This is a genomic window from Paraglaciecola sp. T6c (assembly GCF_000014225.1).
Classification (GTDB): domain Bacteria; phylum Pseudomonadota; class Gammaproteobacteria; order Enterobacterales; family Alteromonadaceae; genus Paraglaciecola; species Paraglaciecola atlantica_A.
On the sequence record NC_008228.1, the window covers coordinates 4,130,293 to 4,145,152 of the forward strand.

General features: G+C 43.8%; 9 protein-coding genes and 1 pseudogene. 7 read left to right on the forward strand and 3 right to left on the reverse strand.

From position 1 onward, the window contains the following. The first annotated feature begins 487 nt into the window (after positions 1–487). The 6 genes and pseudogenes from sbcD to PATL_RS17675 all read left to right on the forward strand — a co-directional run bounded on the left by sbcD (position 488) and on the right by PATL_RS17675 (position 8,945). Entirely contained in the window at positions 488–1,852 is a 1,365-nt protein-coding gene (sbcD, locus tag PATL_RS17650; protein WP_041714574.1) for an exonuclease subunit SbcD, read from the forward strand. Then, positions 1,852–5,550 (forward strand): AAA family ATPase, encoded by a 3,699-nt coding sequence (locus PATL_RS17655; RefSeq protein ID WP_011576178.1) that lies wholly within the window; start codon positions 1,852–1,854, stop codon positions 5,548–5,550. The genes sbcD and PATL_RS17655 overlap by 1 nt, the downstream gene beginning before the upstream one ends. 361 nt (positions 5,551–5,911) lie before the next feature. Next, a complete protein-coding gene (locus PATL_RS22725) occupies positions 5,912–6,130 on the forward strand; it encodes a hypothetical protein (RefSeq protein WP_157043422.1) in 219 nt (72 codons plus the stop codon). A gap of 624 nt (positions 6,131–6,754) precedes the next feature. Further along, positions 6,755–7,078: pseudogene (locus PATL_RS23100) on the forward strand (type II toxin-antitoxin system RelE/ParE family toxin). Further along, positions 7,075–7,359 carry a NadS family protein gene (gene nadS, locus PATL_RS17670; RefSeq protein ID WP_011576179.1) on the forward strand — a complete coding sequence of 95 codons (285 nt, stop codon included), beginning with the start codon at positions 7,075–7,077 and terminating at the stop codon, positions 7,357–7,359. The pseudogene PATL_RS23100 and the gene nadS overlap by 4 nt, the downstream one beginning before the upstream one ends. 977 nt (positions 7,360–8,336) lie before the next feature. Next, complete coding sequence (locus PATL_RS17675; protein WP_011576180.1) at positions 8,337–8,945, forward strand: hypothetical protein; 609 nt, start codon at positions 8,337–8,339, stop codon at positions 8,943–8,945. A gap of 1,473 nt (positions 8,946–10,418) precedes the next feature. On the opposite strand, the gene PATL_RS17680 is transcribed toward PATL_RS17675, so the two are convergent. Continuing rightward, a complete protein-coding gene (locus PATL_RS17680; protein WP_011576181.1) occupies positions 10,419–10,700 on the reverse strand; it encodes a hypothetical protein in 282 nt (93 codons plus the stop codon). 112 nt (positions 10,701–10,812) lie between these two features. Here PATL_RS17680 and PATL_RS17685 point away from each other — a divergent pair, with 112 nt between their 5' ends. Continuing rightward, the gene (locus PATL_RS17685; RefSeq protein ID WP_011575376.1) at positions 10,813–12,021 is read left to right on the forward strand and encodes an IS4-like element ISPat1 family transposase; all 1,209 of its coding nucleotides are present in this window, start codon (positions 10,813–10,815) and stop codon (positions 12,019–12,021) included. On the opposite strand, the gene PATL_RS17690 is transcribed toward PATL_RS17685, so the two are convergent. Together PATL_RS17690 and PATL_RS17695 are read right to left on the reverse strand one after the other, a co-directional pair. Then, complete coding sequence (locus tag PATL_RS17690) at positions 11,984–13,543, reverse strand: ATP-dependent nuclease (protein ID WP_011576182.1); 1,560 nt, start codon at positions 13,541–13,543, stop codon at positions 11,984–11,986. The genes PATL_RS17685 and PATL_RS17690 overlap by 38 nt on opposite strands. A gap of 121 nt (positions 13,544–13,664) precedes the next feature. Then, positions 13,665–14,306 carry a hypothetical protein gene (locus PATL_RS17695; protein ID WP_011576183.1) on the reverse strand — a complete coding sequence of 214 codons (642 nt, stop codon included), beginning with the start codon at positions 14,304–14,306 and terminating at the stop codon, positions 13,665–13,667. Positions 14,307–14,860 lie beyond the last annotated feature (554 nt).

Genomic DNA, 14,860 nt, shown 5'->3' on the forward strand with positions numbered 1-14,860 from the left:
ATCACAGGTGATGTGGTTGCCCAGTTGCCTAGGCTGCAACACTATTAACACGAAAATCACTCCACGGCGCACTTCCACATACTTGGTTACAAATTTAGAGAAAAATGTTGAGAAACTAAGCATCAGAATCAAAGACTTAACGTCGTTGAAAAGAAGTAAAATAGCTATCAAACACCCCGAACGTCGGCCAAATATCAACACCTGCTGTAAACAGGTTTTATTTTCAGTCTTGTCATCAATCGTGTCGGCGCTCACAGAATGGCAGCGCTGTGCGAAAGAAAAGTTTTCCTGCTTTTTTTCTTGCTCTCTTTCCTACTCATCTGGTGTGAACATCTACCTAGCTAAGCACTGATGCAGTACACTTATATCGGATATCGCATATTAAAGCTTATCCCGCACTGTGTATCAGTGGGCGGTATCAGTAAACTGCTGCAGTAATCTGACGCGCTGCAATTTGTCATTCGTAAAAACACAAAGGACTTGGCATATCAAAATTCTACACACCTCTGATTGGCACCTAGGGCAAAACTTTTTCACTAAAAGCCGCAAAGACGAACATCAAGCCTTTTTAAACTGGTTACTTAACGTGCTCCAAGTACAAAAAATTAATGCTGTTATTGTCGCGGGGGATATTTTTGATACCGGCACGCCGCCAAGCTATGCCCGTCAAATGTACAATCAGTTTGTGGTTGAACTAAGCAAGCTCAGCTGCACCTTAGTGGTATTAGGGGGCAATCACGATTCTGTATCAACCCTAAATGAATCTAAGCAGTTACTCGCCTGCCTGCACACCCATGTTATAGCCAACACCATGGATAACGTGGAGCAACAAGTTATCGAACTAACTGACGCTACAGGCCGTGTCGGCGCTATATTGTGCGCTATTCCGTTTATTCGCCCTCGTGACGTGCTACAAAGCCGAGCAGGTGAAACCAGCGAAGACAAAAAGCTTGCCCTAAGCGACGCCATAAAAGCCCATTACGCCAGCATTTTTCAGCTTGCCGTTGAACGTCGTAATCAACTTGCCGATAACGGCAATGGCAATGCAGCTCAAGGTATTCGCAACGTCAGCAGCACGAGCGTCCATATTCCTATTATTGCCACTGGGCATTTAACGGCATTAGGGGTAAGTCAATCGGAATCCGTACGAGAGATTTACATCGGCACATTAGACGGCTTTGCGGCTGATGGTTTCCCCCCAGCGGATTATATTGCTCTTGGCCATATTCACCGACCGCAAATGGTCGCTAAATCTGAGCACATCCGTTACAGCGGCTCGCCTATACCCCTGAGTTTTGACGAGCTTAAATCACAGAAACAAGTGGTGATCGTAGCGTTTGACCAGCAAGGTCAGCGCAGTATCGCCCCGTTGGATATTCCGATGTTTCAACCTATGGCCATGCTCAAAGGGGATTTGGAGAGCATAAAAACGCAACTGACAGCGTTTCCCCTTCTCACGGAAAAAACTAGCACTGAAGCAACTCGCACTGAGGATGACGGCCAAGCTAACAATCTCAGCAAACCGCAAGTACTCACCTCAGTAAAGCCCACTTGGCTGTGCATTCATGTTGACGTGCAAGACTACTTAAGCGATTTACAGCAAAGCATTCAAACCTTGACCGAGGGGCGCAATGTGGAAGTGCTGCAATTACGTCGCACCCGCACCAAAGCAAGCCAAGGGTTAAACCAAGTTAACAACGAAACACTGGCAGAGCTAACCCCCTTCGATGTGTTTGAAAAGCGCCTCGCCCTTGAACATTTTGAAGGAGAGCAAGACCAAACTCGCTTAACGAAAATTCGCCATACCTTTAGTGAAATAGTGGAAGAAGTGCGCCATCAGGAGGCTAAATAATGAAGATACTTAGCCTGCAATTTAGCAACCTCAACTCATTAAAAGGCCAATGGAAAATAGACTTTCGCCAAGCGCCTTTTGCCGATAACGGTGTGTTCGCTATCACGGGCCCTACTGGGGCAGGCAAAACCACCTTGCTGGATGCCATCTGCTTAGCGCTCTACCATGAAACCCCGCGCTTAGGGGCGCTGTCGGCCAATAACAACGAGATCATGACCCGAGGCACAGCCGAGTGCAGTGCCGAAGTTGAGTTTGAAGTAAAAGGCATGGCCTATCGCGCCTTTTGGAGTATGCGCCGCTCACACGGCAAGCCAGACGGTAAGCTGCAAGCGGCGGTGGTGGAGCTAGGGGACGTTGCCTCAGAAAAAGTGCTGGCTAGCCAAATTAAGAAAAAGTCAGAGCTGATAGAGCAAATCACCGGGCTTGATTTTGGTCGTTTTACTAAATCCATGATGCTCTCTCAAGGGGAGTTTGCGGCGTTTTTAAATGCCGATGAAAAGCAGCGCGCCGAGCTATTAGAAGAACTCACAGGCACTGAAATTTACGGCTTGATCTCTGAACGCGTACACCAACATTACAGCCAAGCGAAACAACAGTTAGCCGAGCTTGAAGCCCAAGCCAAAGGGGTACAGTTGCTCAGCGAAGATCAAAAGCAAGCCTTAATGGATGAACAGCAAGACTTACAAGGGCAGCAAAAAGAGCGCCAAATACACATAAGTGCTAAACAAGAGCATGTGAACTGGTGGCAACAACTTGACTCCGCTCAAAGTGCACAACAGCAAGCCACACTGCAGCTGACCCAAGCTCAACACGAAAAAGAGCAGCAAAAAGAGGCCTTACAACGACTGGCCAACAGCCACCCGAGTGAAGCGCTGCGAGCGCCGTTTGAGTTATTAACCGACGCTCAAGCCCAGTGCATTAACGACGAAAAGGCCTTGGGTCAAAGCCAGCAGCAACTGCAAACAAGTGACGCTAGCTTAGCGCAAAGTAAAACCGTAAGTGTGGCAGTGAGTAATGAATTTCAGGCAATCAAAGCGACATACCACGCACAAGAAACCTTGCTCAACGAAGAGGTTATTCCCCTAGATAACGAAATACGTCAACACCAGGACCAGCTCACCCAAACCAACGCGCAACACGCTCAGTTGAGTACAAAGCATGCACAGCTTGTGCAAGATGTTGAAAACACCCAGACGGGGATTAATAGTCAGCAGCAATCGTTAAAACAAGCCAATGACTACTTAACCGCTCGTCCCTCTGATGAAGCACTGAAACAGTATTTAGGTCAATGGCAGTTGCAAGCGCAACAAATCAAAAAAGAACAAACGAGTTATCAGCAACTGGCTGAAAAGTGTAAACAGGAACAAAGGCAATTACACCTAGCCCAGCAAGACGCTCAGCTTAACCAGCAGCAACATGAAAAAATCAATCAACAAACCCGTGAATTGGAAAACGAGTTTCAGCAACAAACCGAGCGTTTATCTAAGCTTGAAGAGCATGGCGCGATTGACCCCCAAGAGCGGCAGCTCAGTACATTACAAAGCTTAACGCCGTCACTATTGGCGTTAAAAAACACTCAGCAACAATGGCAACAGCAAACCCAAGAGCTAACCGAAAAACAGACTCAGCTCGCTGATAACCTAGCGCAACAAAAAAACCTGAGCAATGAACGAGAAGTTATAAAACGTCAGTATTTGGCAAAAAGCCAGCAAGTGAAACTGCTTAGCCAACTTATCAGCCAAGAAGAGCAGTTAATTCACTTTCGCGCAGCCCTAAAAGATGAACACCCCTGCCCTTTGTGCGGCGCCAAAGAGCACCCGCTGACATCTGAAATGGCGGTGGATATTCCTGATACCGTTACGCAAAAACAACAACAGGAAAGCGAACTGGCTCAGTTAGAAGAGCAAGGTAAAGAAATACGCGCAAAACTAGATGCCTTCCTGCGCGGTGAAACCGAGCTGAGACAACGTATCGATTGGCTCAGTACCCAACAAGCACAATTAAGCCAAACATGGCCTGAGATGTGCCAAGCCCTAAGCCCGTTATCTGATCAACAAACTAACCTGCAACTTACTATTGATAATGCTGACTCGCTTATTGCCATTGAAAATCAATTTAACCAGCAAATTCAGCAGTTACAAAAGCAGATAGAAAAGTTAAAAACGCAAGCTCGCACTTTGTTAGTCAGCAAGGAAAAATGGCAACACAGTCAAAGCCAGAGTCAAAGTGCCAGCTCAGCCTTATTGCTGGCGCAGCAGTCAGCGAAAAACCTAGAAAACAGTGCGCAAAATCTTAGCAACGATATACAACAGGCCGGTGAGACATTAACTTCATTGAGCCAAAGCTTGTTAACGCATATTCAGCAACACGGCTATACACCACCCGAGGCAGATAATCTGCTTCAATGGCTAACGAGCAAAGAACAAGACGCCAAGCAGTGGGAACACCACGACAATCAGCGCAATGAGGCGACGGTGCAAATAGACAAACTCACCAGCGCCCAGCAACATCAGCTTAGCCTATCAGGCGACACCAAGAGTCAGCTAACCGCTATTGAGCAGCAACGCCAAACGTTACGCGCACAACTTGAGAGCCTAAGTACTAAACGCTTTAGCTTGTTTGCTGATAAGTCGGTTAAAACAGAGCGCGAGACATTAAGCGAAACGCTGCGCACTTTAGAAGCGCGCCACGAACACGCTCAGCAGCAAATGCGCCAAAAAGAGCAGGAACACAATACCCATTTGGCTAACGTACAAAACGCCCAAACCCAGTTGCAACAAAACCAAACCCGCCTCAAAACGCGGCAAAACGAATGGCAAACCAAGCTCCTAGCCAGCCCCTTTGCCGACCAGCAAGCCTTTGAAGCCGCCTTACTTGATGAAGCCACCCGTGCGACATTACAAACACTCAAACAAACCTTGGATGACAACCTAGCAAAATATCAGGCTTTGCTTGAGCAAGCTAACACCCAAGTCAAAACGCTGTTGGCACACAACAATGCCACCCAGTGGCAACTACAAACGCGCGATGCGGTTATTGAAGCCTTAAATGCCCTGACTGAAGAGCAACACAAGGGGAACAAGCGTGAAGGTGAAATCAGCCAAGCGTTGAATTTCGATAAACAGCGCAGCAGCGAACAACAAAGTCTATTTAGCCAAATTGAATTACAGCGAAATGAATTTGAACATATTCATTACCTGCATTCGTTAATTGGCTCGCAAAAAGGGGATAAGTTTCGTACGTTTGCCCAAGGCCTCACCCTTGATAATTTGATGTACCTGGCCAATAAACAACTAGAGCGCTTGCACGGCCGATATTTACTCAAGCGCAAAGCCGATGCCAGTTTAGCCCTAAGCGTGATTGATACCTGGCAAGGGGATATTCAGCGCGACACTAAGACCCTCAGCGGCGGCGAAAGCTTCTTGGTCAGCCTAGCACTGGCACTGGCGCTATCAGAACTGGTCAGTCACAAGACCAGCATCGACTCTTTGTTTTTAGACGAAGGTTTTGGCACCCTAGACAGTGAAACACTGGATATTGCCTTGGATGCACTGGATAACCTGCACGCCTCGGGCAAAATGATTGGGGTTATCAGTCATGTTGAAGCCATGAAAGAGCGCATCGTAGCGCAATTGGCAGTGACCAAGAAAAGTGGATTAGGGGTGAGTGAGTTGGATCAGCGGTACGCTGTGCGTTAAGCAAACGCGTCGCTTGTTTATGTGCTGCGCACACTGAGATTACGCTGCGCTTAATTATGGCCTTCGGCCACACAGCACAGCTTCGCTGCGTTACGCACTGCGTGTGCCAAGCAATCGCGTTGCTCACTATGCGCTTTGCTTATTTATGGCCTTCGGCCACACAGCACAGCTTCGCTGTTCACACACTGCGCGCACCAAGCAATCGCGTTGCTCACCGCAATCTATTGCGTTTTTGATACGGCATCCCTGCCGCACCAGTAACTCTTTCTTCTACAGCTAAGAAAAGTACGCACAAATTCATCGGGAATAAATTTGAACATCCGAAGGATGGCCTAAGCGTCGCGTGCGCAAGGTGAAATGCATGGACGCATTTCATAAAAGAAGCCGCTCTCCAGCAAGTCACTTTTCTCGGCAACTGCTCCCTGCGTTGCTCTACCTTCCAACATCCATGTTGGTCGCCTGCGCGTCTCGCCTAACACTGGCCGTGAAAACGCGTTCCCGACGCGGCTTTCACTTGAATGACATCCATGTCATTAATCCAGTGTCAGTCTTCGATGCTCTGGGTGACTTGAGTCGGTAAGTAAGGCATGCGCTTCGCTTATTTATGGCCTTCGGCCACACAGTACAGCTTCGCTGCATACACATTGCGTGTGCTAAGCAATCGCTTCGCTCACCGTCATCCATGACGTTTTTCAAGCCTCATCCATGAGGCCCGACATACTTTTCTTCAACAGCTAAGAAAAGTACGCAAAAGAAGCCGCCTTCCAACCAATTTTTTGATCCATATTTTTGATCGACTTCAACGCCAGAACGGCGAAAGGTAACGTCCCTGTAGAGCACTTCTCTATGTAAGCTCTTCGAAAACTTATAATTCAAAACGGAGTTTAAACCCGTCGCTGGTGCCTCACCCAGCTTCGCCATCCATGGCGAATCGTTCACCCGATAGGAGCGTTGCTCCTAAAAGCTTCGGGCTCCCCCCTGTCTGGACATCTGACAAGCCAATTAAAAAGATGGAAAATTGGAGTCGTGAACCACAGCAGCAACTGCGTCGCCAATAGAATCGGTTACGCCGCTGACTTGGGTGTACTGTTAATTCTTAGTTTTCATTACCCCATTTGATTTAGCTTTTATATTGTTTGTTTTCATCTGAAGGTGTACATTGTACACTTAAGGTTTAGCAATGGGGGATCCTGTGAGTCATGCTATTGAGTTTATTGAGACTTCGATATTTACCAAGCAGATTAGCGCTATTGCTACCGACGATGAACTTAAAGATCTTCAAGTAGAACTTATTGCCCAACCCTAAAAAGGCGATTTGATTCGAGATACTGGTGGCCTGCGCAAAATACGAATGGCTGTGGGCAATCGAGGAAAAAGTGGCAATGCTAGGGTTATTTACTTTTTGGCTCATGTTGAAAAGATCTACTTAATTTTGGCGTATCCCAAGAGCGTTAAAGACTCCTTGAGCCAAAGTGAGAAGGCTGAGTTAAAGAGCCTTGTAAAATTATTAAAAGGGGAAGATAAATGAGTGTTTTTGATGAATTGAAAGCGTCTCTCGAAGAGGCTGTTGTTATCGAGCAAGGGCAAAGGAAAGCTGCTCGTGTGACCTCTTATGAGGTTGCAGATGTTAAAGCTATTCGTGCTCAACTAAATGTTTCTCAAATAGAATTTGCCGCAGTACTGGGCACGAGTGTCGATACCATCAAAAGCTGGGAAAAAAGACGTCGTAACCCAACAGGACTAGCAGCAAAGGTGCTAGCAACAATTAAAGACAATCCGGCGGTATATCAGGAATTAGCAAGACATTAGGAAGTCGCTCTGCTTATTTATGGCCTTCGGCCACGATGCATGTGCTGCGCACACTGAGGTTACACTTCGCTAGGGCATGCGCTGCGCGCACCAAGCAATCGCGTTGCTCACTATATGCTTCGCACTCGGCATCCATGCCTTTTTTCAAACGAAATCCATTTCGTCCAACTGACTTTTCTTCAACAGCTAAGAAAAGTAAGCAAAAGAAGCCGATCTCCAGCCAATTTTTTGATCCATATTTTTAATTGTCTTCAATGCCAGAACGGCGAAAGGTAACATCCTTGTAAAACACTTCGCCTTGTCCAGACGTCCCTGTCTGGACATCTGACAAGCCAATTAAAAAGATGGAAAATTGGAGTCGTGAAAAAGCCAAAACATGCGCTGCGCGCACTAAAAGTCTGAGATGCTTTGGGTGACTTGAGTCGGTGGAAAAAGAAAAAAAGAAACGACTGCGTCGCCAAAACATGTGCTTCGCGCACTAAAAACAGCGGTTGTATCACTAGAATAGCTGCATTTTCGAGCTCGGGTTGAAACGACTTAACATGAGGGCCCTGTTAACTCGCCACCTTTTAAACTCGTAAGGTGAAAGAATTGAGTAACTTTACCTGTCTTATGTTTTCCAATATAAAACCTACTTCTTAGAAGTTCTCATCTATTGGATGTATGCAAAGCTACTGCGCACATAAAGCGCTTTTTTAAGGCGTGATATCACGATAACAGCTCTGTATATCACTGTGATTTCGTAGGTTTCATATTGTAAATGAAGCATCTTGCTTCAAAAAACTACCCCGTATAGATCACCTAACAATGTTAGCGATTTGCACTCTGATAATAGCATCGATACGTTATGTATTAGGCGGGTAACAAGATACGGTCATTCGCTACTCATTTGTGGTGAGCCATCAAAAAAAACAAGGCTAATCTAGTGACATAAAGCTATGAGAAGGCGTTCAATTTAAAATGATAAGAGGTACACAATGGAGTTTACGAACAAACGCACCATGCTAATTTCAGCATCTTTAGTATTATTGGTGGCGATAACACAGATTATTTATACTGCCCTTTATGTTGCTGAAGTTGGCTTTTCAAGGCAAGTTTTATGGGGGCTAGAAGCATTAATATTTACTGTTCTCGTTGCTTTTGCCGGTGCATCTATGGTGCAGGCAAAAAACTGTCAACTAGGATGGTCGGCTATTGCATTTAGTGCGGCTATTAACATTGTGCAGGTGAGTATAGGTCTGACTTTGTTTTCAACATTTGGCAAAGTTGCGGGTAGCGTAGAAGGGGCACAACCGTTAATTGGTGGCGTGGTGGCTTTGTCTTTCATGATTTACTATGCCGCGAAAGTATTATTGGGCTTAGCAGCACTTGTTTTTGGTATGGCAAGTATCGCTAAAGGCGGTAAAGCAATAGGCGGCATTACAGCGTTAGCGGGTGTGGTTGCTATGTTTGCTAATGGCATATTGATCACCTTTAGCCGTGATGGCTTTCTTCCCTCAGGCGTTGCAGGTGGCTCAGGCGTAATTGCAACGTTACTTTTAGCAATATGCTTGATAAGTCTTTACAGTAAGGAAGATTATGGCTGACTGTCTAACCACTAAAAGTCTTTTTAAAGAAACAATAAACATCGGTACATAGTGCATGTGCCGATGTTTTTGTATGTAGTTAATTATGTGGCGTCAAACCAGAGCCGTTTAAGTATTAGGCAAAGGAATTTCAGACACACCGGCTCTTATTTGTGGCCTTCGGCCACGATTCATGTGCTGCCCACGCTGAGGTTACGCTTCGCTAGGGCATGCGCTGCGCGCACCAAGCAATCGCGTTGCTCACCATGCGCTTTGCTTATTTATGGCCTTCGGCCACTAATCATGTGCTACGCACACCAAGCAATCGCTTCGCTCACTATATGCTTCGCACTCGGCATCCATGCCTTTTTTCAAACGAAATCCATTTCGTCCAACTGACTTTTCTTCAACAGCTAAGAAAAGTAAGCAAAAGAAGCCGATCTCCAGCCAATTTTTTGATCCATATTTTTAATCGACTTTAATGTCAGAACGGCGAAAGGTAACATCCTTGTAAAACACTTCTCTAACTAAGCTCTTCGAAAACTTATAATTCAAAACGTAGTTTAAACCCGTCCCTGGTGCCTCACCCAGCTTCGCCATCCATGGCGAATCGTTCACCCGATAGGAGCGTTGCTCCTAAAAGCCTCGGGCTCACCCATGTCTGGACATCTGACAAGCCAATTAAAAAGATGGAAAATTGGAGTCGTGGAAAAGCCAAAGCATTCGCTTCGCGCACCAAGAATCCAAGATGCTCGGGGTGACTTGAGTCGGTGGAAAAAGAAAAAAGCAACGGCTACGCCGCTAAGAAAGCGGCTTTTTCGAGTGCTGATTTAAAATGAATTATCATAGGTGTCTTGTTTAATTATCATGGGTGTCTTGTTAATTCAGTCAATTTAAAAGATGGAAAATTGGAGTCGTGAAAAAGCCAAAACATGCGCTTCGCACACTAAGAATCCGAGATGCTCGGGGTGACTTCATTCGGTTTTAAAAGAAAAAACAGCGACTGCGTCGCCAAATGCAACGGCTACGCCGCCTAAAAAGCGGCGTTTCCAAGCGCGGATTTAAAATGAATTAACATGGGTGTCTTGTTAATTAGGAGTCGTGAAAAAGCCAAAGCATGCGCTGCGCGCACTAAAAGTCTGAGATGCTTTGAGTGACTTGAGTCGGTTGAAAAAGAAAAAAAGCAACGGCTACGCCGCTAAGAAGCGGCTTTTTCGAGTGCGGATTTAAAATGAATTATCATGGGTGTCTTGTTAATTCACGGTTCACACGATAGGAGCGTTGCTCCTAAAAGCCTCGGGCTCACCCCTGTCTGGACATCTGACAAGTCAATTTAAAAGATGGAAAATTGGAGTCGTGAGAAAGCCAAAGCATGCGCTGCGCGCACTTAAATCTGAGATGATCGGGGTGACTTGAGTCCGCGGAAAAAGAAAAAAAGCAACGGCTACGCCGCTTAGAAAGCGGCGTTTTCGAGTGCGGATTTGAAAGGAATTATCATGCGTCTCTTATTAATTCTTGTTCTGAGAATATTTTAACTAGAGTTTGATTTTTTATAAATTCAGTCTCTTTAAATAAGTCTGGATTAGTTTTTAATGTTCTTTGTATCTCAGACTTTAATTCACCAAAAACTTTTTTTCCATACCTATAGCGAGCTACGTTTTCCTCATATTTTCTATTCAGTAAGCGAATTTGTTTTGCATAAGCTGATTGCTCAGGCTTATTGCTCTTAAGATCATGATCAATTAGCCTATCGATAGAAGCATCCTTCGCCTTCAAGGTTGCACTCTAACGAATCCCCTCATAATTATGAGCAGAAACAATAATATAGACACGCATAGCGCCATTTGATCTAATAAATTTCGCCAAAAACCAACTAGATAACAACACCATGCGTGATATTCATATCTTACACGATTTGCTTAAAAAACAATGTCCTAATCTACATGCAAAACGCCTTTCCTCTTTGATGGTTGCCACACAATCTTTGCTAGATGGTCAGCAACTGTCGTTGACCGAATTAGGACGCAATATCTCAGGCTCCGTGGCCCCGAAACACAACATTAAACGCATCGACAGGCTGCTTGGTAATAACAACCTACATAATGAACGGCTCGACATCTACCGTTGGCACGCTCGCTTGCTTTGCGGTGCTAACCCCATGCCGGTTGTTCTTGTGGATTGGTCTGATGTGCGTGAGCAGCTCAGGCATTTAACCTTACGTGCATCGGTCAGTGTTCAGGGGCGCTCTGTCACGCTTTATGAGCGCGTATTTTCATTCGGTGAATACAATTCACCTGTTAGTCATAATCCGTTTTTACGGGAGTTGGCGAGTATCCTGCCGTCGGGTTGTTGCCCGTTGATTGTGACCGATGCAGGCTATCGTAACCCTTGGTTTCGTGAAGTCGAAAAGCATGGATGGTTCTGGCTAGGCCGAGTGCGCGGTGATGTGGGATTTAAGCGTGATGGGCAAGCATCATGGCAAAGTAATAAGTCGTTTTATCCCAGTGCAAATTCTCGGGCCAAATACCTTGGGTGTGGGCAATTAGGGCGTAAAAGCCCGCTTCATGCACACCTGCATTTGTACAAAGCAAAGGCCAAACATCGAAAGGACAACCGTTCTTCAAAGGCAGGTCGAAACCACACCGCCCAGCAAAGCTATCGTGCCGGTAGCAAAGAGCCTTGGCTACTCGCCACTAACCTTCCCGAGAACGATAAACTTAACTCAAAACAGCTGGTTTCCCTTTACGCAAGACGGATGCAAATAGAAGAAACCTTCCGCGATATTAAAAGCCCTCAATACGGAATGGGACTGCGCCACAGCAACAGTCGCTGTACCAAACGATTCGACATATTACTGCTGATAGCGATGCTCGCAGAATGGCTATTACGGTTACTCGGTATCATTGCTCAAAAACAAAATTGGGAAAGAGCATTTCAAGCTAACACCATCCGTCATCGGCGCGTGTTATCTATCATTAGGCTAGGCAGAGAAGTCAGGAAAAGGGCAAAAGATTACAGGATGAACTCAGCTCAAATGACATGGGCTATCGCCCAATATATTACCTGGGTTCACAAAGAAGGGAGACCAATTCTATGAGGGGATCCCCCAGGGTTGCACTATGGATTAGTGTTTCAGCCTTCTCTAATGAAATTTCTTGATATAAAGCATTAATATGTTTCGGACAGATATACTCTGACTCTAAATCCACACCTTTAGTAACGAAAAAAGTAAAACCTTTTTTTTCGACTCTATTTCTCATAGATTCTATATCTTTATCATTATAATAATCTCTATCTCTATGAATAATTACATGTATATCAGGTTTTTTATCTTTTAAATATTGGCCTAGAATGAGCGCCGAGCTTATTTGATTGGCACCGAGGTAAGAGTAAAACTCAGTTACTTCTTCATTGCAACCTTGCGCTTTAAAATATGAAATAACATGTTCATGTTTTTCATCCTCTGTTAAAACAACAAAGCGTATACTATCTTCAAGTTGAATTAACTTAGACTTTAAGTTTTCAATTTCGCTTTGATGCTCATATATTTTAGTCAAATAAGGAGTGATAATTGGAAGCAATCCCATACTTTCATGAAGTTCATTAGTTTTATCATGCGAAACAACATCAACCTGAGTACAGTTATCTTCACCTTGTGAAATGTAAAACGTATTTACGTTATCACCATCAGTTTTATCAAGTGCATAAAATGCAGGCGAATGTGTTGTAATAAAAATTTGAATATCTTTTGAGTACTCCTTAAAGGTTTTAGCTAACTCAAAGGCGTATCTTAACTCTAGATTATTTTCAGGTTCCTCAAAACCCCAAATAGTGTCAGGCTTAACATAACCCGCTCTTGAAATACTTCGTTCTTGTTCTGACATATATTTTAAAATCACTGGTATATGTCTAATTTTTATTCCATCACCGCGTTGCTTTAAGTGGTAAGTATTACCACTTACTCGAACACCAAAATCTAGATTAGAAAATAACTGCTTAAAGTCTGAGGGAACTTGAATTGTATTTGAAATCCCAATTTGTTCAGATAAATCTTCAGTTATGCCTTTAGTTATATTCTGGATTCCACTTATGAACTCTTCACCTTGCGTAGATAAAATATCTGCGTAAGCTTCATTCAGTACATCGTAAAGTTCCCCCATTAAAGCTAAAAAATAATTTTGTCCCTTTATCGCAGGAATATACCTATATCTAATTTTATCTAACCACTGTGACACGCCATCCCTAGAAGGTACTTCATTACCACTTTCTATATATTTTCTTTCTTCAATGATAGATCCATCTTTTCTCCACCGTTTTGTCCATCTTAACGGCTTTGCATGCTTAAAGCGTCTTTTAGGTGGTTCAATAACTAAATCTATCCTAATTTCATTTCTGGTACCCTTGCCAGTATTTGAGTGATAACAGTAATCCTCTGAAAATCTAAAGCGAGTATCTAAATCCGTTTCATTGTTGAAGAAAAGATTTAATGCTCTCAACAAGTTCGATTTCCCTTGGTCATTTTGTCCTACAAAAATATTAAGGTCTGAAAACTCCAAATTTTTGGTTACTGACTTTAATGAACGAAATTTTCTAATCTGAACGGACTTAATTATTTCCATGTAACTAGGAGACTCCATATTTCAGTGTAATGTAACGCTTTACTAAGCCGATAAGAATCGTTTGCTATAATCGCGAAGCGATGGCCAACTGTTATTTTTCTGTTTGAGCAACTTGTTATGTTTACTTTTTATCTGTGATAGCTTTAATGCCTTTAATAGAAAACTTCTTTGAATAAAGAGGAGACTTAAAGTAAGCAGGTGTGACTTTTTCCGCTGTTGATATTAAGTTTCTCATAGCATCTTCTAAGCCTTCCTCTTTATACGCTGTTGAAGGATCACTTGAATATGGCATGTCAGGGTTATTAGTTACACAAGGAACTGTAGGATGATTTATTTCTTTTAGGTATCTGAAGAATGCATTGTCAGAGATAACTGTCCCGAACATTCTCCACGCATATTTTTTCCCCCAATAATAACCATCAGTGGCATTATGTGTAACTCTTGTATCATTTTTTTCTTTTTCAACAATATGATCTTCACGTGCTAACTGAAGGGAATACGCATAGCTAAACATAGGGCTAACTTCTGATGTTTTTGATAACGCAGATAACTCTATTATATTGTTATTATTTTCATCGATAAAGAAACCAATGTTGTACCTCTCACCTTCAACAATTATGAGGCTGCCATTGGCTTCAAATTGATAAATGGTATCTGTAGTACTTGGAGTAAATTTATGTAAAAACTTGCCATTTGAAAGCTCTGTAACAGTATAATTGCTAGCGATAAGATCGTGCCTAGTATATAAATCCCTTGATTTCATAAATACTCCTTAGGTGATGTAAACATAACGATATTAATAGCCGGAAAAATTCCGCGATTGCATCCGCGTATTAATCACGGCATTTTTCCGCCTTTCCTTATCTGTCTTTTTTAGCATACACCGTAACTTGTTGTACAGGTTAAATTTTTTCCATTCATTAAACATGCGCTTGTAGCAATACGGAAAACCTCCAAGATCTTGCTGTTAACCGGAAATAGTGACAAATCTGTGCAGAAAGCAGCTTTAGGTGGTGCTCTTTATCACTAGTTCTTATGGTTTAGCGAAGCGTAATCTTAGTAAGCGCAGCGCATGCTTTGGCTTTTCCACGACTCCAATTTTCCATCTTTGTAATTGGCTTGTCAGATGTCCAGACAGGGACGTCTGGACAAGGCGAAACGCTTTACATGGATGTTTCCTTTCGCCGGTCTGGCATTGAAGCCAATCAAAAATATGGATCAAAAAATTGGCTGGAGATCGGCCTTTCTTGGTGACTTCTTTTGGCTGTTGAAAAGAAGTTACTGGCTCGTAGGGACGAGAGTCATACTCGTCATGGA